We start from the raw sequence: 20492 nt of genomic DNA on the forward strand, positions 1-20492 counted from the left end.
GGAGCGCCGCCCGACTCGCTCCCACAGTGGTTTTGGAGTTCGCAGATCTTGCATACACCCTGCAGGCCCGCTCCCACAGTGGTTTTGGAGTTCGCAGATCTTGCATACACCCAGTGGGAGCGGGCTTGCCCGCGATGGCGGTCTAACGGCCTACGCCGATTTACGCCAGACACTCGCCAGCCAAGGCTGCTGCTCGCGCGGCAGCCCGGCCGGGCGGTAGTAGTGTTCGAGCTCGACAAAACCCGCCTCGGTGAGCAATTGCTGCCACGTTTGAAGGTCGTGATACGCCCCGTATCGCGGGCCATTCCAGCCCTCTTGGTTGTCGCCACGGGGATTGGAACTGAACAGCACACCACCCGGTTTCAAGGTCCCGTGCAGTTGCCGTAGCACCCGCGGCAACTCCTGGCGTGGCACATGAAACAGCACGGCATTGGCGAAAATCCCGTCAAACCGTTCTGCCGGCAGGTCGAGCTTGAGAAAGTCCTGCTGCCAGACCTCACAGCCGCTGTCCTCGCGGGCCATCCGGGCAAACTGCTCAGAGCCGTCGAGGCCGACGGCCGTATGTCCCAGGCGGGTGAACGTCTGCAAGTCCCGCCCCGGGCCGCAGCCGAAGTCGAGAATCTGTAGCGGCGCCTCACCCTGGATGTGCCGCAGCAGGGCCGCGATGTTCTGGCTGACGTCATGCTCGCGAGTGCCTTCGCGAAAGCCTTCGGCCACCGAATTGTAGTGATCCAGGGTGGTGGCGGTGATCTGTTGGAGGTCGTCGGGGGTGTGTTTCATGATCGGCTGCGCAGGCAAGGGGAGTGAGCCGAATATACCCTTTGCGGCCGAGGGTTCAACGCTTGTTCAAGCCGCGCGCCAACCGATCCCCGCCCAATTGAATCACCGCCACCAGAATCACCAGCAGCACGATCACCGTGAGCATGATCTGGCTGTCAAAGCGTTGGTAGCCGTAACGGTAGGCGATATCGCCCAGGCCACCGGCACCAATGGCCCCGGCCATGGCCGAGGAGTTGATCATGGTGACCAGGGTGATGGTGAACCCTCCTACAATCCCCGGTAGCGCTTCAGGCAGCAACACGTGCCAGATGATGTGCCAGCGGCGGCAGCCCATGGCCTGGGCCGCTTCGATCAGGCCGTGATCGACCTCGCGCAGGCTGACCTCGGCAATCCGCGCGAAAAATGGCGTGGCGGCAATGGTCAGTGGCACTACGGCGGCCCAGACGCCGTAGGTGGTGCCGACGATCAACCGGGTAAAGGGAATCAGCGCGACCATCAGGATCAGAAACGGGATCGACCTGAACAGGTTCACAAAGTCCCCCAGCGCACGGTTCAGCGCCGGGGCTTGGTAGATCCCGCCCTTGGCGCTGGTGACCAGGATCACCGCCAACGGAATACCCGCCAGCAAGGCAATCAGCGATGACACGCCGACCATCAGGAAGGTATCGATAAAGCCTTGCAGCAAACGCTCAAACCACATAACCCAGCACCTCTACCTGTTGCGCCCATGCAGCGGCGCGTTGCCGCAATTGTTCGGTGTCCAGGGTCGACCCCGACACTGCCAGCAGCAATTGCCCCAAGGCATGCCCCTGGATTCGCTCGACTCCGCCTTGCAGCAAGCGCACCCGGCCACCCAGGGCGCTGAACAGTGCAGCCAGGTCCGGTTCGTCCTGACTGCTGCCGGTGAACTGCAAGCGCAATACCACGGCGGCCTGGGCTGAGGCGGGTTGGGTTTGCAGGCGACCTTGCAGGTCCTCCGGCAGGCTGTGCTGCAGCGGCGCCAGCAGGGTTTTGCTGACCTCGTGCTGCGGGTTGCCGAACACTTGCCAGACCGGGCCTTGCTCGACGATCTTGCCGTGTTCGAGCACCACCACCCGGTCACAGATATCGCGGATCACCGCCATCTCGTGGGTGATCAGAATGATGGTCAGGCCCAGGCGCCGGTTGATTTCGCGCAGCAGGCCGAGGATCGATTGGGTGGTTTCCGGGTCCAGCGCCGAAGTGGCTTCGTCGCACAGCAGGATCGCCGGATCGTGCACCAGCGCGCGGGCAATGCCGACGCGCTGTTTCTGCCCGCCCGAGAGCTGTGCCGGGTAGGCCTTGTGCTTGTCCTGCAGGCCCACCAGTTCGAGCAACTCGCGGACCTTTTGCTCGCGCGCCGGTTTCGCCACGCCGGCGACCTTGAGTGGTAATTCGACGTTCTGCCACACGGTCTTGGCCGACATCAGGTTGAAGTGCTGGAAGATCATGCCGATGCGCCGACGCAGGTGCACCAGGCGGTCTTCGTCGAACTCGCCGATGTCCACCTGATCGATCAGCACCCGGCCCGAGGTTGGTTGTTCGAGGCGATTGATGGTGCGGATCAGCGACGACTTGCCGGCACCGCTGCGGCCGATGATGCCGAACACCTCACCGCGCTGGATCGCCAGGTCGATGCCGTGCAGCGCGGCGACCGGGCCTTGCTGACCGTTGTAGGTCTTGCCCAGGCCAATGAAGCGGACGTGGGCGTGATTGAGGTCGGGGTGCAGTTCAGTCTGGACCGCGTTGTGGGGCTCTGGAATTTCCAGTCGCAGTTGGCTCGCGGCGCTCATGCTCAGCTTTCCCAGCCGGCTTGGTAGAGCTTGCCGTGGGCTTTATCCAGGGCAGCGCGAACGGCGGGCGAATGCTGGTAGATGTCGACGAACTTGATCAACCGAGGATCGGTTTTGCTGTTGGGCTGGATCACGAACTGGATCACGTATTCCTTGTGGTCGAGACCGTCGAACAGCAGCGCGGAGCCGGCGTCGAATGTCTTGGCCAGGCGAATGTAGGCTGGGTAACCCTGCACCAGGTCGGCGTCGTCATAGGCGCGCACCAGTTGCACGGCTTCGACCTGGAGAATTTTGATCTGCTTCGGGTTGGCGACGATGTCGTCTTCGGTGGCCTTGTAGCCCACCCCATCCTTGAGCGTGATCAAGCCGGCCTTGGCCAGCAGTTGCAGGCCGCGACCGCTGTTGATCGGGTCGTTGGCGATGGCCACGCTGGCGCCTTCGGGCAGCTCGGCGAAACTTTTGTATTTCTTCGAATACAGGCCGACGTTGTTGATGATCCCTGGGGCGAACGGCACCAGGTCGAAGCCGGCGGCGGCCTTGGCGTTTTCCAGGAAGGGGATGTGCTGGAAGTAGTTCACGTCGATGTCGCCCGAGGCCAGGCTGACGTTGGGTGCGATCCAGTCGCTGAACTCCACCAGCTCGACTTTCAGGCCTTGCTTGCCGGCCTCTTCGACCGCGGCCTCCAGGGGAATGGCGAAGGCGGCGGTGGTGCCGACCTTCAGCGGCGCGTCGGCGGCGAAGGTCACGGAGCTGAAAAGGCCGAGGGCCAGTGCCAGTGCTTTGACTGGGTGGGTGAACAAGGTGTTTTTCATGATGGGTTTCCAGTCATAGAGTTGGGTTGTTTGGGAGGCTCTTCGCGAGCAGGCTCGCTCCCACAATGGTTCGTGGGACCGGTCAGCGGCGAAACGTCGAACCGGTGTGCTGTTCGGGTAATTGCGCGGCCCCTTGAAACAGCTTCTCGCGCAAGGTGCCCTGGTCATACGCGGTCTTGTACGAACCACGGCGCTGCAACTCGGGGATCACCAAGTCGATGAAATCCACATAGCTTTCCGGGGTGACGATGCGGGTCAGGTTGAAGCCGTCCAGGCCGGTTTCGGCGATCCACGATTCCAGTTCGTCCGCCACCTGTTCGGGTGAACCGACGAGGGTGATGTAGCGACCGCCCAGGGCGTGCTGATCGAGCAGTTTGCGCCGGGTCCAGTCGTTGTTTTTCAGGTGCTGGGTGGCGGATTGGATGGCGTTGCTTTTCACGTACTGGATAGGCTCGTCCAATCCGTACTGGGAGAAATCGATGCCAGTGGAGGCGGAAAAATGCGCGACTCCAGCTTCGGCGCTGGCGTAGCTCAGGTACTCGGCGTGCTTGGCCCAGGCGGCCTCTTCGCTGGCTCCGACAATCACGTTCAAACCCATGAATACCTTGATGTCGTCTGGCTTGCGCCCGGCGCTGACGGCGCTGGCGCGCACCTTGTCGACCTGGGCCTTGGTCGAGGTTTTGTTCTGGCCACTGATGAACACGCACTCGGCGTGTTGCCCGGCGAATTGCAGGCCGCGACTCGAACTGCCGGCCTGGAACAGCACCGGGGTGCGTTGCGGTGAGGGTTCGCACAGGTGATAACCCTCGACCTTATAGAACTCGCCGTGGTGCTCGATCTTGTGCACTTTGCCCGGCTGGGCGTAGATGCGCTGTTGGGGGTCGTTGAGTACCGCGTCCGCCTCCCAGCTGCCCTCCCAGAGCTTGTACAGCACCTGCAGGTACTCGTCGGCCTGGTCGTAACGCCGGTCATGTTCGACCTGCTCGCTCAGGCCCATGGCCTTGGCGGCGCTGTCGAGGTAGCCGGTGACAATGTTCCAGCCCACCCGCCCACGGCTCAGGTGGTCGAGGGTCGACATGCGCCGGGCGAACAGGTACGGCGGTTCATAGGTGAGGTTGGCGGTGAGGCCGAAGCCGAGGTTACGGGTCACCGCGGCCATGGCCGAAACCAGCAGCAGTGGGTCGTTGACCGGCAACTGGATCGACTCCTTGAGCGGTACGTCCACCGAGCCCTGGTACACGTCATAGACACCGACGATGTCGGCGATGAACAAACCGTCGAATAGCCCGCGCTCCAGCAGCTGCGCCAGCTCAGTCCAGTACTCGACGCTCTTGTACTGGGTCGAGTTGTCTCGTGGATGGGTCCACAGGCCGTGATTGATGTGCCCGATGCAGTTCATGTTGAAGGCATTGAGGAGGATTTTTTTCTTCGCGTGCACGGGGCTGCTCATCAGATGGTCCCTCGCAGCGGCGGGTTTTCATCATTGAGGTAGTAGTTGCCCACCGCGTGGTATTTCCAGCGCACCGGGTCATGCAAGGTATGCACGCGCGCGTTGCGCCAGTGTCGGTCCAGGCCATGCTCGGCCAGCGTCGCCTGGCTACCGGCGAGCTCAAACAGGGTGCTGCCGGCGGCCAGGGAGATTTCGCTGCTGATGGCGCGGGCTTCGGCCACGGCAATCGAGGCGGCCGCCACGGTGTCTGCGTTGGTGTCGCGCTGAGCCTGGTCGAGGAATTCACCGGCACGTTCCAACAGCGCTTCGGTGGCGTGCAGGCGGATGCTCAGGTGACCGAAGCTTTTCAGTGTAAGCGGGTCTTGGGTGGCCTGGTCGTTGCCGGAGTCGATCCACGGGCGGGTCTTGGTCCGCACGAAGTGCAGCGCGTCTTCGTAGGCGGCGCGGGCGATACCGGTGTCGATGGCGGCGTGGAGAATCTGCGCCAGCGGGCCGACCGGGGTCGGACGCTCGAAGGCGCTTTGAAACGGCACCAGGTCGTCGGCAGACACATAGACGTCCTCGAACACCACCGAGCCGCTGCCTGTGGTGCGTTGGCCGAAGCCGCTCCAGTCGTCGATCACCGTCAGGCCTTGGCTATCGCGGGGCACGAAGGCCAGTTGCTGGACGCCATTGTCATCAACCACTGAGGTGGGAATGCGCTGGGCGTAGATGGCGCCGGTGGCGTAGAACTTGCGGCCGTTGATGCGGTAGCCCTGGCCATCCTGGGTCAGGCGGGTGACCCGGTCATGGGCGGTCTTGGTCCCCAGTTCCGCCAGCGCATTGCCGAAACGCTGGCCGGCGAGCACTTCGGCGTACAGGCGTTTTTTCTGCGCCTCGCTGCCGTTCACCCGCAGGACTTCGAGGGCATAAAAATGGTTCTGCGGAATCTGCCCCAGGGAACCATCAGCCTGGGCGATCAGGGCGATGACCTTGGCCAGGGTGACGTTGGACACCTCGGCGCCGCCATATTCGCGGGGGACGCTGATGCCCCACAGGCCCGAGCGCGAAAACACTTCCAACTCCGGATAAGGCAGGCGACGTTCACGGTCGCGCAGGGCGCTGTCGCGGCGCAAGTCTTCGGCCAGGTCGCTGGCGACAATAAGGGCTTGTTCATCGCTGGTAATGACCGCGACGGAATGGGAAAACGTCATGTAAATCTCCAGATGTCTGGTCGGTCAGATCCAGGAATGCCGGTTCGGCAAGGTGCCGTTGAGGCGGTAGTCGCCCACGGCGTGGTACTTCCAGCGCACCGGGTCGTGCAGGGTGTGCACGCGCGCATTGCGCCAGTGACGATCGAGGTTGAATTCGGCGAGGGTGGCGCGGCTGCCGGCCAGCTCGAAGAGCTTTTCGCTGGCGAGCAACGAGATCTCGGTGGTCAGCACCTTGGCCTCGGCGACGGCAATCGAGGCGCGGGCGGCGGAAGCGGCAGTGACCGGTGCCGCGCTGACCTGATCCAGCACCTTGCCGGCCTTGCGCAGCAGCGCTTCGGCGGCGTGCAGTTCGATCTTCAGTTTGCCGATGTCGGCAATCACGTACAGGTCATCACTGGCGCGGTCGACCTTGGCATCGATCCACGGCCGGGCGCGGGTGCGTACAAATTCAATGGCGTCGTCGAGGGCGCCGCGAGCAATGCCGGCGTCGATGGCGGCCTGGATCAGTTGGGAGACGGCACCCTGGATATTCGGGCGCTCGTTGAGCCGCCAGTTTTCCACCACCAGGTCGGCGTCGACCCGCACGTTGTTGAGCAATACGGTGCCGCTGGCGGTGGTGCGCTGGCCAAACCCCGACCAGTCGTCCACCACCCGCAGTCCCGGGGTGCCACGACGGATAAACGCCATCACCTGCTTGCCGTCGTCGTTGAGCGCCTTGACCGCGATCCAGTGTGCGAAGAGGGCACCGGTGGAGTAGAACTTCTGGCCATTGAGCACCCAACCATCGCCTTGGGCGGTGATACGGGCCTTGAGTTCCAGGGTGTTCTTGTTGCCCCGTTCCGGGCCGGCATTGCCGATGCGCGAACCGTTGAGCACGCTCTGGAACAACTGCTGTTTCTGCGGCTCGCTGGCCACATGTTGCAGCAGGTTGAGGATGCCGAACTGGTTCTGCGGAATTTGCCCTAGTGCTGGGTCTGCCGCGGAAATGATCGCGAAGACTTCAGCCAGGGTGACGTAGGAAACCTGTGGGCCACCAAAGGCTTTGCCAATGGCGATACTGCCCAGGCCGCTGCGGGTGAACTGCTCGATTTCCGCCCAGGGCAATTTGCGTTGCTGATCGCGGCGCGCGGCTTGCTGGCGGGCGACAGCCGCGAGTTCGTGGGCAGCTTCGAGGGCTTGTGCGTCATTGCCGAGCACCTGTGCGGGCAGCAGCGGCGGGGCGATGTCCAGATCGCTCTGGATGTTTGCTTCGGCCAGACTGGACATCACTGCCACTCCTTGGCTGCACGCAATGCCCTGGCGATCTGCACTGGGGTGATTGTGTTCCGGACCATACCTACCTCACATCTCATGGATAAGCCGCGTCGTGCGGCGAAATCAGAATCAAGAATGTCCGGTGGTCCGGTGCATATACCCTAATCGCGTATAAAAAATTAATAAACTAACTTTTAGGAATATACATAGAAGGTCCGTGCGCTGTTGCCTCAGGGTCGGCTGGCAGCCTGGCACCGGGTGGGCAGCCGCCGATTCGCAACAAGCGTGCAGGCGCCCAGCGTGAGTTGTTGCCGACCCGATCGAGAATGCAGTAGGTCACTTCCAGGCGACTGTCCTCTCCGGCCTCGAGAATCACTGCCGGCGGCACCCACAGGTTGATCGGCTTGCCGACCTCGCCGGGCTTGACCTTGGGCAGGTCCAGGCGCACATCGCCCCAGCGCAGGGTGATTGCATCGGCAGTGGCCATGTTCAGGTAAGGCTCGATGGTCAGCGGCACGCCGCGTTTCATTTGGTTCGGGTTGACCCCATGCTTGCGGATCATCTCTGGAATGCCCAAGGGCGCCAGCCCCTGGTTTTCATCGGCGCACTGGCTGTGTGGTTGCCCGCCGGGGCAGTCGAGCTTGACCTGCACTCGCTTGGTCGCTGAGCGCGCCGGGTCCTGGCCGACTTGCATGACCCGATAGTGGATACCGGACCTGCCGTTGCGGATAAAGCTCTCGGGCACCCGTAGGTGGATGGGCTGGCCGATATCCGCGGCTTCCAGGACCTTGGAGGCGACGTAGCTGGTGTCCCAGAACAGCTCGATCAGGTCGCCTTCTTCCATGCTGGCGTAGGGGGCAATCTCGATCAGCAGATGAGCCGCTGAGACACCGTTAATGGCGGATCCCGACGATTGCGCCAGGCGCGGAGCCGTCAGTTCTACTTTGTTCGGCAGACAGGTCATGCGTGTTCTCCTTGAAATACCGCAGCGAAGTCCGTTTCGAAGTTGCGTTAGTTCACATTGATTCAGGGTGTCGAGTTCAAGTGATAGCCGATTGGTTAATGCCGGTGTGCAGTTAATTGGCGTCTAGATAAGAGCGCGCCTGATAGGGTGTCAATAGATGAAAGTTGGGAAGTTGGTGATCCTTGGTCAATCAGAAATGTCCTACCTTGGAGGCGTTTCCAGCGTACAGGTGATTGGGGTTTTTCTCGGATGATCAAAGCTATAGAACTATAAAGCAGGCTATTTTCGGGACGGCGAGACGCAGAGCCTGGGCCAAGGTACGCCGCCGGAGGAAAGGGGAGGACGTATCTATTTATTCCGTGTGCGCGTAGGGATAAATACCAGGGGGGAGTTATTGTTTTTAACAGGCGCCACTTCCTTCCGTGGAAAGTGACTGTTGCAAATGGGAAGTTGCGGGTTGCGCGAAACTTCAGGCGTTAAGAAACTTGCTGAGAAACTGTCGGGTACGCTCTTCCTTGGGGTTGGCAAACAAGGCCTTGGCTTCGCCTTGTTCGACGATCACGCCCTTGTCGAAAAACACCACGCGGTTGGCCACGTCGCGTGCAAAGCCCATTTCGTGGGTGACGATGACCATAGTGCGTTTTTCTTCCGCCAGGCCACGAATGGTCGCCAGCACTTCGCCCACCAGCTCCGGATCCAGCGCGGAGGTCGGTTCGTCGAAGAGGATCACTTCCGGCTCCATGGCCAGCGCCCTGGCGATCGCCACGCGCTGTTGCTGGCCGCCGGAGAGCCGGCGCGGGTAGGCATCTTCCTTGCCCGCCAGGCCGACCTTGGCCAGGAGTTTGCGGCCCAGTGCCAGGGCCTCCTCCCTGGGAATCTTCTTGACCACCAGTGGCCCTTCGGTGACGTTTTCCAGCGCCGTGCGGTGCGGGAACAGGTTGAAGTTCTGGAACACGAAGCCCACGTGCTGGCGCAATTGGCGCACTAGGCTCTGCTGCTGGTTCAGCGGGCGGCTACCATCGATCTCGATGTCGCCGACCTTGATCCGGCCACTGCTCGGCTCTTCGAGAAAGTTCAGGCAGCGCAGGAAGGTAGTCTTGCCCGAGCCGCTGGGGCCGATGATGGCGACCACCTCGCCTTCCTTGACCTCCAGGTCGATGCCATTGAGCACAACTTGACCCTTGAACTGCTTTGTCAGTTTTTCCACGACAATCATTGGGTCAGGACTCCTGGTCGTGCCGATTGACCCGCTCTTCCAACTTGTTCTGCAGGTGCGACAGCACCGTGGCCAGAACCCAGTAGATCAGCGCGGCGGCAAGATACATGGTGAAAATTTCGAAGGTGCGGGCGGTAATCAACTGCGCCTGGCGGAACAGCTCTGGCACCTGGATGGTCGCGGCCAGCGCGGTGTCCTTGACCAGCGAGATGAAGCTGTTGCCCAGGGGCGGCAACGCGGTGCGCGCGGCTTGCGGCAGGATGGCCCGGCGCAGGGTCTGCGCACGGGTCATGCCGATACTGGCCGCGGCTTCCCATTGGCCCCGTTCGATCGAACTGATGGCGGCGCGCAGGATTTCGCAGGCATAGGCGGCCATGTTCAGCGAGAAGCCGATCAAGGCCGCCGGCAGCGGATCAAGCTCGACGCCCAATTGCGGCAAACCGTAATAGATCACGAACAGCTGCACCAGCAACGGCGTGCCGCGAAAGAACGACACATAAATGCGCGCGATCCAGCTCACCAGCTTGAAGCGCGACAGGCGCATCAAGGCCAGGCCGAAGCCCAGCAGCAGGCCGAAAAACATCCCGCCAAGGCTGAGGATGACGGTGTAGTACGCGCCCTTGAGCAGAAAGGGCGCGGAGTCCAGCGCGAGTTGGAAAGCCTCGCCCATTACTGAGTGACGTCAGCGTTGAAGTATTTTTCCGAAAGCTTCTTCAGCGTACCGTCGGCACGCAGCTTGTCGATCGCCTTGTTCACTGCGGCCAGCAGCTCAGGCTCGCCTTTGCGCAGGGCGATACCGGCTTCCTGACGAGAGAACGCTTCACCGGCAGCGGTGGTGTCCTTGGCTTTCTTGGCGTATTCCAGCGCGGCGAGGCGGTCGATCAGAATGGCGTCGATGCGCCCGACACGCAGATCCTGGAACTTGGTTGGGTCATCTTCGTAGGTGCGGATGTCAGCGGTCGGCACATTGGCCTTCACCCACTGCTCGTAGTTCGTGCCCAGGCCCACCCCGACTTTCTTGCCAGCCAGGTCGGCGGCGGACTTGATGCTGTCCTTGTTCTTGGTCAGTACCAGGGCCTGAATCCCGGAGACGGTGTAGGGCTCGGAGAAGTCGTACTTCTTCTTGCGCTCTTCAGAGATGGTTACCTGGTTGACGACCGCATCCAGGCGCTTGGACTCCAGGGCGGCGAGGATGCCGTCCCACTTGGTCGGTTGCAGTTTGACCTTGACCCCCAGCTCCTTGGCCAGGGCTTCGGAAAATTCGACTTCGAAACCTGCCAGCTTGCCGTCGGCATCGACAAAACTGAACGGTGGGTAGGTGCCTTCCAGGCCGACGTTGATCACGCCCGCGTCCTTGATCTTTTGCAGTTGCTCACCGGCTACCGCTTGCCCCAACAGACCGGCACCAAGTACCAGGCCCAGCGAGCCCACCAGCAGATTTCGACGAAATGCGGAAAAATTCATGACAAGCCCCTGTGTTTTTTATGAAGACGTTTTTTATGAAGCAGGCAAAATCGGGAATTCCACATCCTGCCCTAGAAGCAGCGTATGCGTCTCGCGGCAATTGCGCCTGCGGCGAGACTATAGGGCGGGATTTTTAGACTTGAAAATAATAAAAAGTGAGTTTGTTATTCCTTTTGTGGTTATTTGGTGGATGTCGTGGAGTGCTTTAGGGCGCTATCGCGAGCAAGCTCGCTCCTACATGACGTGGATTGGCTTCAGGCGAACGATGCAGCGTAGGCAAACAGTGCCGGGGCGCCGCCAGTGTGCAGGAACAGGATAGGACCATTGTCGAAACGCTGCCGGCCAATGCCATCGAGCAGTCCGGCCATGGCCTTGCCGGTGTAGACCGGGTCGAGCAACAGGCCTTCCTGGCTCGCCAGCAGCTTGACCGCAGCCAGGGTACCGGCGCTCGGCTCGCCGTAGCGGGGGGCGAAGTACTCGTCCCACAGTTGTACCTTGAAACTCGCCGGCAGTTGGATCCCCAGCAGTTCGGCGGTGCGTTCGGCCAGGCCCTGGACCTTGGGGCGCTGGTCTTCATCGGTGCGCGAGACGGTGACCCCGATCACCGGCAGTTCCGGTAGCACTTCACTCAATGCCAGCGCCAGGCCGCTATGGGTGCCGGCACTGCCCGAGGCCAGGACCACGGCCGCAAATTGCAGGCCGGTGTCCTTGATCTGTTCGGCCAGTTCCAGCCCCGCGCGTACATACCCCAGCGCGCCCAAGGCATTGGAGCCGCCAATTGGCACCAGGTACGGCTGCTTGCCGCTGCTGCGCAGGCGCTCCGCCAGGGCTTGCAACTGTTGGTCGGCGTTGTCGAGGTTGTCCACTAGCTCGACCTTGGCATCGAACAGGTCCAGCAGCAGGCGGTTGCCGTTGCCCAGGTAGTTGCTGTCATCCGTGCCGATCGGGTTTTCCAGCAGGGCGACGCAGCCCAGACCGAGCTTTGCGGCAATTGCCGCAGTCTGGCGCACATGGTTGGACTGGATGGCCCCGGCGGTGATCAGGGTGTCGGCGCCCTGGGCCAGTGCGTCGGCGGCCAGGTATTCGAGTTTGCGCAGCTTGTTGCCACCCATGGCCAGCGGCGTCAGGTCGTCACGCTTGACGTAGACCTCGCGCCCCAGCCAGGTCGACAGCCGCTCGAGCTTTTCCAGGGGGGTGGCGTTGACGAGAAGATCCAGTCGGTGAAAGCGAGCAAGCTGTTGTTTGATCATGGGTCCGCACGGGTAGTAGGAGGTGTCTGGACTATAGGCAGGCCGTTTTACCCGGGCAACCGCCAATCGCATATTCCTAAAAGTGCTAAGGCTCGCACAATTCGTTCTTAATTGCGGTTTGTGACCATACCGTAAAGTGACTGCCATTCAGGCGGCCTGGTATGGGGCCGCTGCGTGCGAGGAGTTTTGACCGTGAGTGAGCGTTCCAGCCATTGGCAATTACAGACCATCGTCAGCCAACTGCGCGTAGCCCGTGACCAGTGGCGTGCGCAAAATGGTCGCAGCAGCGGTGAGCAGGGTGGTCGCGAGCTGCCATCGCGCGCAGCGATGGCGGAGATTCTCGAAGCCCTCTGTGGCGCCCTGTTCCCGATGCGCCTGGGGCCGGTGGACCTGCGTGAGGAGAGCGAGGACTTCTACGTCGGGCACACTCTGGACGTGGCCTTGAATGCCCTGCTGGGCCAAGCGCGACTGGAGTTGCGCTATGTCGCCAGGCAAACCGCCCAGGTCGATACCGAGGTCGAGGCACGGGCCATCAGCCTGATCCAGGATTTCGCCCTGGCCTTGCCCGAGTTGCGCGGCCTGTTGGACTCCGACGTGCTCGCCGCCTATCACGGCGATCCGGCAGCCCGCAGCGTCGATGAGGTATTGCTCTGCTACCCGGGGATCCTGGCGGTGATTCACCATCGCCTGGCGCACCACCTGTACCGAGCCGGCCTGCCGTTGCTGGCGCGGATCAGCTCGGAAATTGCCCACTCGGCCACCGGCATCGACATCCACCCGGGCGCGCAGATCGGCCGCAGCTTCTTCATCGACCATGGCACGGGCGTGGTGATCGGCGAGACCGCGATCATCGGCGAGCGCGTGCGCATCTATCAGGCCGTGACCCTGGGCGCCAAGCGCTTCCCGGCAGACGAGGACGGTCAGTTGCAGAAGGGGCATGCGCGTCACCCGATCGTCGAGGACGATGTGGTGATCTACGCCGGTGCGACCATCCTCGGACGGATCACCATCGGCAAGGGCTCGAGCATCGGCGGCAACGTCTGGCTGACCCGCAGCGTACCGCCAGGGAGCAACTTGACCCAGGCCAATCTGCAGCATGATGATGGGACGCAGAAGTAAGCCTGTGGAGTCTTTTGATCCTGGGTTTGGGGGGTGGATCCGTTGCTGCGGTGATGGCGGCTTAGGGCTCCGCCCTTACCCCTGACCCACCGCCATCGCGGGCAAGCCCGCTCCCACAGGGCTTGTGAGACCTGGTAAATGGTGGCTGGCCATTTGCTAAATATCCGTTGAACGATTCCGTTCAACCTCACGTCATACCCTTCCTTGAGCTAGCGTACGAGAGTACCGCCGAGCCTTGGAATTAGTCCTTAGTGCCCTATCCATGTTTAACTTGAACGTTCATTCAAGTTAAACCGGTGGTTCGCTGCCCGCTCACAACAGGAGGCTTGCCTTTGCTGAGTCCGAAATTTACAGCCACGCTTTACCCACAGAAGGTGCACCGTCCATGAGTGCATCCGCTACCCCTCCCAGCGGTCAAATCCGCATGAATCCGCCGGTGTTTTATTTCGCGGCGAGTTTCATCCTGCTGTTCGGCCTGGTGGTCATCGCCTTCCCGCAGCAGTCCGGTGCCTGGCTCCTGGCGGCACAAAACTGGGCGGCCAACACAGTCGGCTGGTACTACATGCTGGCAATGACCCTGTATCTGGTCTTCGTGGTGGTCACCGCCTTGTCTGGCTACGGCAAGATCAAGCTCGGTGCCGACCACGACGAGCCCGAATTCAGTTACTTGTCCTGGGCCGGCATGCTGTTCGCCGCCGGCATCAGTATCACGCTGTTCTTCTTCTGCGTTTCCGAACCCCTGACGCATCTGTCGCTACCGCCCCAGGGCGAAGCCGGCACGGCCGATGCGGCGCGCCAGGCGATGCAGATTCTGTTCCTGCACTGGGGCCTGCACGGCTGGGGGGTGTTCGCCTTTGTCGGCATGGCCCTGGCGTACTTCGCCTACCGGCACAACCTGCCGCTGGCCCTGCGTTCGGCGCTGTACCCGCTGATCGGCAAGCGCATCAACGGCCCGATCGGCTACGCGGTGGATGGTTTTGGCATTATCGCCACGGTATTTGGCCTGGGCGCGGACATGGGCTTTGGCGTACTGCACCTCAACTCCGGCCTCGATTACCTGTTCGGCGTCGCGCACACCCAGTGGGTCCAGGTCGGGCTGATCACCTTGATGATGGGCGCGGCGATTATCGTCGCCGTCGCGGGTGTGGATAAGGGCGTGCGGGTAATGTCCGACATCAACATGCTGCTGGCCTGCGCGCTGCTGCTGTTCGTGCTGTTTGCCGGCCCCACCCAGCACCTGCTCAATACCTTGATCCAGAACCTTGGCGACTATCTGGGCGCCTTGCCGATGAAGAGTTTTGACCTCTACGCCTACGACAAGCCCAGCGACTGGCTGGGCGGCTGGACGGTGTTTTATTGGGCCTGGTGGATTGCATGGTCGCCCTTTGTCGGGCTGTTCATTGCGCGGATTTCCCGTGGCCGGACCATCCGTGAGTTTGTCTTCGGGGTGCTGCTGATTCCCCTGGGCTTCACCCTGGCGTGGATGTCGATCTTCGGCAACAGCGCCATCGACCAGGTACTCAACCACGGCATGAGCGCGCTCGGCATGTCGGCCATCGACAACCCGTCGATGACCCTGTACCTGCTGCTGGAAACCTACCCGTGGAGCAAGACGGTGATCGCCGTGACGGTGTTCATCAGCTTCGTGTTCTTTGTCACCTCGGCCGACTCCGGCACCGTGGTGCTCTCGACGCTGTCGGCCAAGGGCGGCAATGCCGATGAAGACGGGCCGAAATGGCTGCGGGTGTTCTGGGGGGCGATGACCGCGTTGGTGACGAGTGCGCTGTTGTTCGCCGGCAGCATCGACTCGTTGAAGTCGGCGGTGGTCCTGACCTCGCTGCCGTTCTCGATGATTTTGCTGTTGATGATGTGGGGGCTGCACAAGGCCTTCTATCTCGAGTCGCAGAAGAAGATCGCGCAGATGCACTCCTTGGCCCCGGTCTCGACCTCGCGCCGTGGCAAGGGCGGCTGGCGCCAGCGCTTGAGCCAGGCCGTGCACTTCCCGTCCCGCGATGAGGTGTATCGCTTCCTCGAGACCACGGTGCGTCCGGCGATCGAGGAAGTGACGGCGGTGTTCGTCGAGAAGGGGGTGAACGTGGTTGCACAGCCGGACCCGGCCAACGACAGCGTCAGCCTGGAAATCGGTCACGGCGACCAGCACCCGTTCATCTACCAGGTGCAGATGCGCGGCTACTTCACGCCGTCGTTCGCCCGTGGCGGCATGGGCCCCAAGGAGCTGCGCAACCGCCGTTACTACCGCGCCGAAGTGCACTTGAGCGAGGGCAGTCAGGACTACGACCTGATGGGCTACACCAAGGAGCAGATCATCAACGACATCCTCGACCAGTACGAGCGCCACATGCAGTTCCTGCACCTGGTGCGCTGATCGGGGCCGGGCTGCTCAGGTGTTGCTCATGGTCATGAACAACACCAGGGCAGCCACCGGCACGGCAAACACCATGAACCCCACCATCAACTCATGGATCACTGACTGCCCGCCAACCATCACGCCGATGGCGCCGTTGATTGTCGACAGCGCCAGCCACAGCACGACAAAGCTGTAGGTCAGGGTCTGTGGACTGAAGCCTAGCTGCTGGCCGATGAACAACATCAGCGCCAGCAGGGCCAGGCCGAAGACGATAATGATGGTGCTGTGCATGGTCGTACACTCCTGTGCGTCCTATCGAGCATAGGCGTGCTTCGTCCAAATGCGGTTTAGACCTGCGTGTCGCCAGCCTGATCCAGTGCCCGCACAACCGACACATGGCGCCACGGGTTCGGGTATTTGTCGATGGGTTGGCTGAGGTGTTTGCACAGGCGCGTTAGCCAGTGGTCTGGAAAACAATCGCTGGTTTGCGGCCGGCTGTTTTATATCTTAGTGTGTATCGTGTGTATTAATCCGTATGCCTATCTATCGATAAAAGTCCCGATGAGGGCGGATTGGAAGGGGCTATCTCCATGAAATTCCCAGTCGTGCTACACAAGGATCCCGACTCCGATTACGGCGTGATTATCCCGGATGTCGGCGGTTGTTTCTCCGCGGGTGAGACGGTTGCGCAGGCGTTGGATAACGTCAAAGAGGCACTGGCGCTGCATTACGAAGGGCTGGTCGCCGATGGCGATCCGTTACCTCAGGTGCATGAAATTGACCAACACTTCCAGAACCCGGATTACGCGGGTGGGATTTGGGCGGTGGTGGAATTTGACGTGACCCCGTATTTCGGCAAATCAGTGCGGTTTAACGCAACGTTGCCGGAGCAGTTGCTTGAGCGCATCGACCAGACCGTGAGGCGCGATCAGCGCTACAGCTCGCGTTCCGGTTTTTTGGCCGCGGCGGCGTTACGTGAGTTATCGGTTTAAACGCTGGGCCGGCCTGAGCAAACAGCCGATCGTTGCCGGCCCATGTCGGCCCCGGCAACAATTCAGTTAAAACGGCACATCCCCCAGCACCGTGGCCCGGTGCATCACGCGCCGGGCGGGGCGGTAGTCGTCCACTGCAAAGTGCTGGGTCACGCGGTTGTCCCAGAAGGCCACGTCGTCGGTCTGCCAGCGCCAGCGGATGGTGAATTCCGGGCGGGTGGCGTGGGCGAACAGCAGCTTGAGGATGGCTTCGCTTTCACTGTCCGAAAGCTCATTGATCCGGGTCGTGAAGCCTTCATTGACGAACAGCGACTTGCGCCCGCTGACCGGGTGCGTACGGACCACCGGGTGCGACAGCGGTGGGTTTTTCTTGCGCGTGGCTTCCCATTGTTCGAGCGCTTGCGCGGTGTTGCCAAAGCGCTCCAGCGGGAACGATTTGACGAAATCGTGGGTGGCGCTCAGGCCCTGCAACAGGACCTTGAGAGGCTCGGACAGGGCTTCATAGGCCGCGATGCCGCTGGCCCACAGGGTATCGCCACCAAATTCTGGCAACAGCTTGGCACTGAGTACTGCGCCCAGGGCCGGAGTCGGCAGGAAGGTCACGTCGGTGTGCCAGACGGCGTTGTCGCGCACATCGGTTTGGGCCGTGTCGAGGATCAGCACTTCAGGCTGTTCCGGTACGTTGGGGTAGATCGGGTGAATGTGCAGGTCGCCGAAGTTGGCGGCAAAACGCGCCTGTTGCTGCGCGGTGACCGGTTGATTGCGAAAGAACAGCACCTGATGCTTGAGCAGGGCTTGCTCGATGGCGTCGCGCTGCTCGACGTTCAGGGGCTGGGCAATATCGACGCCACTGATCTGCGCGCCGAGGGCATGGCTCAAGGGGGTGATGGTCAGGCTGCTCATGGGGCTCTCTTCAATCCGGGTGCCGAAGTGTCGGCATAGTCAATTCAATGGGGCTGGCCGTGCCACGGCACCAGTTTGCGTTGCAGGGCACGCAGGCCCATCTCCATGGCAAAGGCAATCAGCGCGATCACCAGGATGCCCAGGACCACGATGTCGGTGACCAGGAACTGCGCGGCCGACTGCACCATGAAACCCAGGCCGCTGGTGGCGGCAATCAGTTCGGCGGCGACCAGGGTCGACCAGCCCACGCCCAGGCCGATGCGCACACCGGTGAGAATGTCCGGCAAGGCGCTGGGCAAAATCACGTGGCGAATCAGTTGTGCCCGGGTTGCACCCAGCGACTGCGCGGCGCGCAATTTGGCCGGGTCGACGGTACGTACGCCGGTGGCGGTGGCGATGGCAATCGGCGCAAAGATCGCCAGGTAGATCAGCAGGACCTTGGACAGCTCGCCGATGCCGCACCAGATCACGATCAGGGGCAGATAGGCCAATGGTGGAATCGGCCGGTAGAACTCAATCAGCGGGTCGAGCACGCCCCGGGCGATGCGGTTGTGACCGATGGCAATGCCCACCGGTACGGCGCTCAGCACGGCAAAACCCAGACCCAGGCCGATACGCCCAAGGCTGGCGCCCAGGTGTTGCCACAAGGTCGAGTCCATGTAGCCGCTGGTCACCAGTAGCCAACCCTTTTGCAGGACTGCCGAGGGTGGCGGCAGGAACAGTGGTTCGATCAGGCCGGTGGCGGTCACGGCCCACCACAGCGTGATCAGGCTGACCAGGGTCAGGACGCTGATCCAGCGGGTGCCGAGGCTGCGCCGCAGTGGCAGGGGACTGGTCGGGCTGGATGTCTTGGCTGATGCAGCCGGGATCTCATAAGTGCTCATGCGCGCTCCTGCCGCTGGGCGGCGCTGCGTTGCGAGAACACACGGGCGAGCACGTGTTCGCGGGTTTCAATGAAGCGCGGGTCGGATTTGATCGCCCGTGCCGATTCGCCGGCGGCATATCGCTGCCCGAAATCCAATGTCAGGCGTTCGACGATTTGCCCGGGGTTGGGCGCCAGCAGAATCAGGTCGGTGGCGAGGAACACCGCCTCTTCGATGTCATGGGTAATCAGGAATACCGGTTTGGCGGTGCGGCGCCAGACTTGCAGCAACAGCTCCTGCATCTGTTCGCGGGTGAAGGCGTCGAGGGCGCCGAAGGGTTCGTCCATCAGCAACACCCGTGGGTCGGCGGCAAGGGCGCGAGCCAGGCCGACGCGCTGTTTCTGACCGCCCGAGAGCTGCCAGATGCGCCGGCTGTCAAAGCCTGCGAGGTCGACCAGGGCGAGCATTTCCCGCGCCCGGATTTCACGCTGGGCGCGGGGTACACCGGCCAGTTCGAGGCCGAAACCAACGTTGGCCAGCACATCCTGCCAAGGCAGCAATGCATCGTCCTGGAACACCACGCCGCGTTCGGCACCTGGGCCTTTGACAGGGACGCCGTCGAGGGTGATGCGCCCGGCGCTGGGCTCGACAAACCCGGCGATCAGGTTCAACAGCGAGGTCTTGCCACTGCCGGACGGGCCGAGGGCGACCAGCAGTTGCTGGGGCCCCAGGGTCAAGGAAATATCCGCCAGTACCGGTTCCGGGCTGCCTGGGTACTGTGCGCTGATGCGCTCCAGCTGTAGCAAGGCCATCGCGATGTGCTCCGATCAGTTGGTGATGTATTTGGCGCTGACGTAGGGCGCGTAGTCCGGCAGCACGGCCTCGACCTTGCCTTGTTCCTTGAGGAACGTGGCGGTGTCGGTAATGGCCTTGGTGGTCGGTGCACCCAGGGTGAGCACCTGATCAGCCGCCAGCGGGTAGACGTTGCCTTGCAGCAGCAGCGGAATGTCGCTGGCCTTGGCACCAGACAGCTTCACCAGCTTGTCGACGTTGCCCTGGTTGGCGAGCCAGGCTTGCGGGTCTTTGCGATAGTCGGCGTAGGCATCGAGGGTGACTTTGGCGAAGGCGGTGACGATTTCCGGGTGCTTCTCGGCGAAGTCCTTGCGCACGATCCAGGCATCGAAAGTCGGAGCGCCGAACTTGGCCAGTTCGCCGGAGGTGATCAGCACCTTGCCGTTTTCCTTGGCAACGCCCAGGGCCGGGTCCCAGACGTAGGTGGCGTCGATGTCACCGCGTTTCCACGCCGCGATAATCGCCGGCGGGGCGAGGTTGAGCACGGTGACTTTCGAGGGGTCGATGTTCCAGTGCTTGAGCGCGGCCAGCAGGCTGTAGTGACCGGTGGAGACAAAGGGCACGGCGATCTTCTTGCCGACCAGGTCTTGTGGGGTCTTGATCCCGGAACCGTCGCGGGCGACCAGGGCTTCGGCGGCGCCGATCTGGGTGGCGATAAGGAACGTCTGGACTGGCACTTTGCGGGTAATTGCCGCGGTCAGCGGGCTGGAACCGAGGTAGCCGATCTGCACGTCGCCGGAGGCGATGGCGGCGATGATGTCGGCACCGTTGTCGAATTTGCGCCAGTCGATCTTGGCGTTGGTAGCTTTTTCGTAGGCGCCGTCGGCCTGAGCCACTTTGGCCGGGTCAACGGTGGTCTGGTAGGCGACAGTGACGTCGGCCGCCTGGGCGAAAAAGCTCGCGGCAGCCAGGGACGCGGCCGCCAGGAGGCGTAGGGGGAAGTGCAGTTTCATCATCGAGTCCTCATCAGGCGGCCGGGATTTCGGCGAGTGATGAGACTAAATGATCTAAGAATTCGAAAGTAAATAACTTTTTCGAATTAGCTTATGTGAAGAAAGCTTGAGGAGCGACCGCTACGCGGTCATCGCGAGCAGGCTCGCTCCCACATGGGTTTAATGGTGATTGCACGATTGTGCTCACACCGAGAATCCACTGTGGGAGCGAGCTTGCTCCGGGCGCAGTTGCGACGATAACGTGCGCA

Annotated in this window: 20 protein-coding genes; 3 read left to right on the forward strand and 17 right to left on the reverse strand. The window is 62.0% G+C overall.

Annotation, left to right across the window (positions count from 1 at the left end; genetic code table 11):
* Window positions 1-150 precede the first annotated feature (150 nt).
* The 12 genes from ACM6IP_RS11435 to ACM6IP_RS11490 form a co-directional block, all read right to left on the reverse strand.
* Window positions 151-780, reverse strand: a complete 630-nt coding sequence (locus tag ACM6IP_RS11435; RefSeq protein WP_095167513.1) for a class I SAM-dependent methyltransferase — start codon at window positions 778-780, stop codon at window positions 151-153.
* 55 nt (window positions 781-835) lie between these two features.
* Window positions 836-1480 (reverse strand): methionine ABC transporter permease, encoded by a 645-nt coding sequence (locus ACM6IP_RS11440; RefSeq protein ID WP_414861512.1) that lies wholly within the window; start codon window positions 1478-1480, stop codon window positions 836-838.
* On the reverse strand, window positions 1470-2591 hold the full coding sequence (locus tag ACM6IP_RS11445; protein WP_401126483.1) for a methionine ABC transporter ATP-binding protein: 1122 nt from the start codon (window positions 2589-2591) through the stop codon (window positions 1470-1472). Before ACM6IP_RS11445 ends, ACM6IP_RS11440 begins: the two co-directional genes overlap by 11 nt.
* A 2-nt stretch (window positions 2592-2593) precedes the next feature.
* Window positions 2594-3403 carry a MetQ/NlpA family ABC transporter substrate-binding protein gene (locus ACM6IP_RS11450; RefSeq protein ID WP_095167508.1) on the reverse strand — a complete coding sequence of 270 codons (810 nt, stop codon included), beginning with the start codon at window positions 3401-3403 and terminating at the stop codon, window positions 2594-2596.
* Window positions 3404-3485: 82 nt separating this feature from the next.
* On the reverse strand, window positions 3486-4853 hold the full coding sequence (locus ACM6IP_RS11455; RefSeq protein WP_414861513.1) for an LLM class flavin-dependent oxidoreductase: 1368 nt from the start codon (window positions 4851-4853) through the stop codon (window positions 3486-3488).
* Window positions 4853-6046 (reverse strand): SfnB family sulfur acquisition oxidoreductase, encoded by a 1194-nt coding sequence (locus ACM6IP_RS11460; RefSeq protein WP_414861514.1) that lies wholly within the window; start codon window positions 6044-6046, stop codon window positions 4853-4855. The genes ACM6IP_RS11455 and ACM6IP_RS11460 overlap by 1 nt, the downstream gene beginning before the upstream one ends.
* A gap of 24 nt (window positions 6047-6070) precedes the next feature.
* The gene (locus tag ACM6IP_RS11465; protein WP_095167503.1) at window positions 6071-7312 is read right to left on the reverse strand and encodes an SfnB family sulfur acquisition oxidoreductase; all 1242 of its coding nucleotides are present in this window, start codon (window positions 7310-7312) and stop codon (window positions 6071-6073) included.
* A gap of 175 nt (window positions 7313-7487) precedes the next feature.
* A complete protein-coding gene (locus tag ACM6IP_RS11470) occupies window positions 7488-8264 on the reverse strand; it encodes a hypothetical protein (RefSeq protein WP_414861515.1) in 777 nt (258 codons plus the stop codon).
* Window positions 8265-8733: 469 nt separating this feature from the next.
* Entirely contained in the window at window positions 8734-9480 is a 747-nt protein-coding gene (gene tcyN / locus ACM6IP_RS11475; RefSeq protein ID WP_414861516.1) for an L-cystine ABC transporter ATP-binding protein TcyN, read from the reverse strand.
* A 4-nt stretch (window positions 9481-9484) separates the two neighbouring features.
* Window positions 9485-10150 carry a cystine ABC transporter permease gene (gene tcyL / locus ACM6IP_RS11480; protein ID WP_095167500.1) on the reverse strand — a complete coding sequence of 222 codons (666 nt, stop codon included), beginning with the start codon at window positions 10148-10150 and terminating at the stop codon, window positions 9485-9487.
* The gene (gene tcyJ, locus ACM6IP_RS11485; protein ID WP_095167499.1) at window positions 10150-10944 is read right to left on the reverse strand and encodes a cystine ABC transporter substrate-binding protein; all 795 of its coding nucleotides are present in this window, start codon (window positions 10942-10944) and stop codon (window positions 10150-10152) included. Before tcyJ ends, tcyL begins: the two co-directional genes overlap by 1 nt.
* A gap of 254 nt (window positions 10945-11198) precedes the next feature.
* On the reverse strand, window positions 11199-12194 hold the full coding sequence (locus ACM6IP_RS11490; RefSeq protein ID WP_095167497.1) for a D-cysteine desulfhydrase: 996 nt from the start codon (window positions 12192-12194) through the stop codon (window positions 11199-11201).
* A 192-nt stretch (window positions 12195-12386) separates the two neighbouring features.
* Between ACM6IP_RS11490 and epsC the strand changes: the two genes are divergently transcribed.
* Window positions 12387-13313 (forward strand): serine O-acetyltransferase EpsC, encoded by a 927-nt coding sequence (epsC, locus tag ACM6IP_RS11495; RefSeq protein WP_095167496.1) that lies wholly within the window; start codon window positions 12387-12389, stop codon window positions 13311-13313.
* Between the two features lie 424 nt (window positions 13314-13737).
* Entirely contained in the window at window positions 13738-15699 is a 1962-nt protein-coding gene (betT, locus tag ACM6IP_RS11500; RefSeq protein ID WP_162530218.1) for a choline transporter BetT, read from the forward strand.
* A 15-nt stretch (window positions 15700-15714) separates the two neighbouring features.
* Here betT and ACM6IP_RS11505 read toward each other — a convergent pair whose 3' ends face one another.
* Window positions 15715-15972: a hypothetical protein gene (locus ACM6IP_RS11505; RefSeq protein WP_414861517.1), complete on the reverse strand. Its 258-nt coding sequence runs from the start codon at window positions 15970-15972 to the stop codon at window positions 15715-15717.
* Between the two features lie 299 nt (window positions 15973-16271).
* Between ACM6IP_RS11505 and ACM6IP_RS11510 the strand changes: the two genes are divergently transcribed.
* Complete coding sequence (locus tag ACM6IP_RS11510; RefSeq protein WP_095167490.1) at window positions 16272-16673, forward strand: type II toxin-antitoxin system HicB family antitoxin; 402 nt, start codon at window positions 16272-16274, stop codon at window positions 16671-16673.
* 66 nt (window positions 16674-16739) lie between these two features.
* Here ACM6IP_RS11510 and tauD read toward each other — a convergent pair whose 3' ends face one another.
* From tauD to tauA, 4 genes are read right to left on the reverse strand one after another with little or no spacing between them, the layout of a single operon-like run.
* The gene (gene tauD, locus ACM6IP_RS11515) at window positions 16740-17576 is read right to left on the reverse strand and encodes a taurine dioxygenase (protein WP_414861518.1); all 837 of its coding nucleotides are present in this window, start codon (window positions 17574-17576) and stop codon (window positions 16740-16742) included.
* Between the two features lie 44 nt (window positions 17577-17620).
* Entirely contained in the window at window positions 17621-18460 is an 840-nt protein-coding gene (tauC, locus tag ACM6IP_RS11520) for a taurine ABC transporter permease TauC (protein ID WP_414861519.1), read from the reverse strand.
* Window positions 18457-19251 carry a taurine ABC transporter ATP-binding subunit gene (gene tauB, locus ACM6IP_RS11525; RefSeq protein ID WP_159993132.1) on the reverse strand — a complete coding sequence of 265 codons (795 nt, stop codon included), beginning with the start codon at window positions 19249-19251 and terminating at the stop codon, window positions 18457-18459. The genes tauC and tauB overlap by 4 nt, the downstream gene beginning before the upstream one ends.
* 15 nt (window positions 19252-19266) lie before the next feature.
* Window positions 19267-20244, reverse strand: coding sequence for a taurine ABC transporter substrate-binding protein (gene tauA, locus ACM6IP_RS11530; RefSeq protein WP_159993134.1), 978 nt, complete (start codon window positions 20242-20244; stop codon window positions 19267-19269).
* Window positions 20245-20492 lie beyond the last annotated feature (248 nt).

The organism is Pseudomonas sp. IT-P176 (assembly GCF_949767245.1).
GTDB lineage: Bacteria > Pseudomonadota > Gammaproteobacteria > Pseudomonadales > Pseudomonadaceae > Aquipseudomonas.

Excerpts from the sequence above, each read along its gene's own strand:
- ACM6IP_RS11505 (WP_414861517.1), bottom strand. The coding sequence starts at position 15,972 with ATGCACAGCACCATCATTATCGTCTTCGGCCTGGCCCTGCTGGCGCTG.
- tcyJ (WP_095167499.1), bottom strand. The coding sequence starts at position 10,944 with ATGAATTTTTCCGCATTTCGTCGAAATCTGCTGGTGGGCTCGCTGGGC.
- ACM6IP_RS11470 (WP_414861515.1), bottom strand. The coding sequence starts at position 8,264 with ATGACCTGTCTGCCGAACAAAGTAGAACTGACGGCTCCGCGCCTGGCG.
- tauB (WP_159993132.1), bottom strand. The coding sequence starts at position 19,251 with ATGGCCTTGCTACAGCTGGAGCGCATCAGCGCACAGTACCCAGGCAGC.
- betT (WP_162530218.1), top strand. The coding sequence starts at position 13,738 with ATGAATCCGCCGGTGTTTTATTTCGCGGCGAGTTTCATCCTGCTGTTC.
- ACM6IP_RS11445 (WP_401126483.1), bottom strand. The coding sequence starts at position 2,591 with ATGAGCGCCGCGAGCCAACTGCGACTGGAAATTCCAGAGCCCCACAAC.
- tauD (WP_414861518.1), bottom strand. The coding sequence starts at position 17,576 with ATGAGCAGCCTGACCATCACCCCCTTGAGCCATGCCCTCGGCGCGCAG.
- tcyN (WP_414861516.1), bottom strand. The coding sequence starts at position 9,480 with ATGATTGTCGTGGAAAAACTGACAAAGCAGTTCAAGGGTCAAGTTGTG.
- ACM6IP_RS11435 (WP_095167513.1), bottom strand. The coding sequence starts at position 780 with ATGAAACACACCCCCGACGACCTCCAACAGATCACCGCCACCACCCTG.
- ACM6IP_RS11465 (WP_095167503.1), bottom strand. The coding sequence starts at position 7,312 with ATGTCCAGTCTGGCCGAAGCAAACATCCAGAGCGATCTGGACATCGCC.
- ACM6IP_RS11490 (WP_095167497.1), bottom strand. The coding sequence starts at position 12,194 with ATGATCAAACAACAGCTTGCTCGCTTTCACCGACTGGATCTTCTCGTC.
- tcyL (WP_095167500.1), bottom strand. The coding sequence starts at position 10,150 with ATGGGCGAGGCTTTCCAACTCGCGCTGGACTCCGCGCCCTTTCTGCTC.
- ACM6IP_RS11510 (WP_095167490.1), top strand. The coding sequence starts at position 16,272 with ATGAAATTCCCAGTCGTGCTACACAAGGATCCCGACTCCGATTACGGC.
- ACM6IP_RS11450 (WP_095167508.1), bottom strand. The coding sequence starts at position 3,403 with ATGAAAAACACCTTGTTCACCCACCCAGTCAAAGCACTGGCACTGGCC.
- ACM6IP_RS11460 (WP_414861514.1), bottom strand. The coding sequence starts at position 6,046 with ATGACGTTTTCCCATTCCGTCGCGGTCATTACCAGCGATGAACAAGCC.
- ACM6IP_RS11440 (WP_414861512.1), bottom strand. The coding sequence starts at position 1,480 with ATGTGGTTTGAGCGTTTGCTGCAAGGCTTTATCGATACCTTCCTGATG.
- tauA (WP_159993134.1), bottom strand. The coding sequence starts at position 20,244 with ATGAAACTGCACTTCCCCCTACGCCTCCTGGCGGCCGCGTCCCTGGCT.
- ACM6IP_RS11455 (WP_414861513.1), bottom strand. The coding sequence starts at position 4,853 with ATGAGCAGCCCCGTGCACGCGAAGAAAAAAATCCTCCTCAATGCCTTC.
- tauC (WP_414861519.1), bottom strand. The coding sequence starts at position 18,460 with ATGAGCACTTATGAGATCCCGGCTGCATCAGCCAAGACATCCAGCCCG.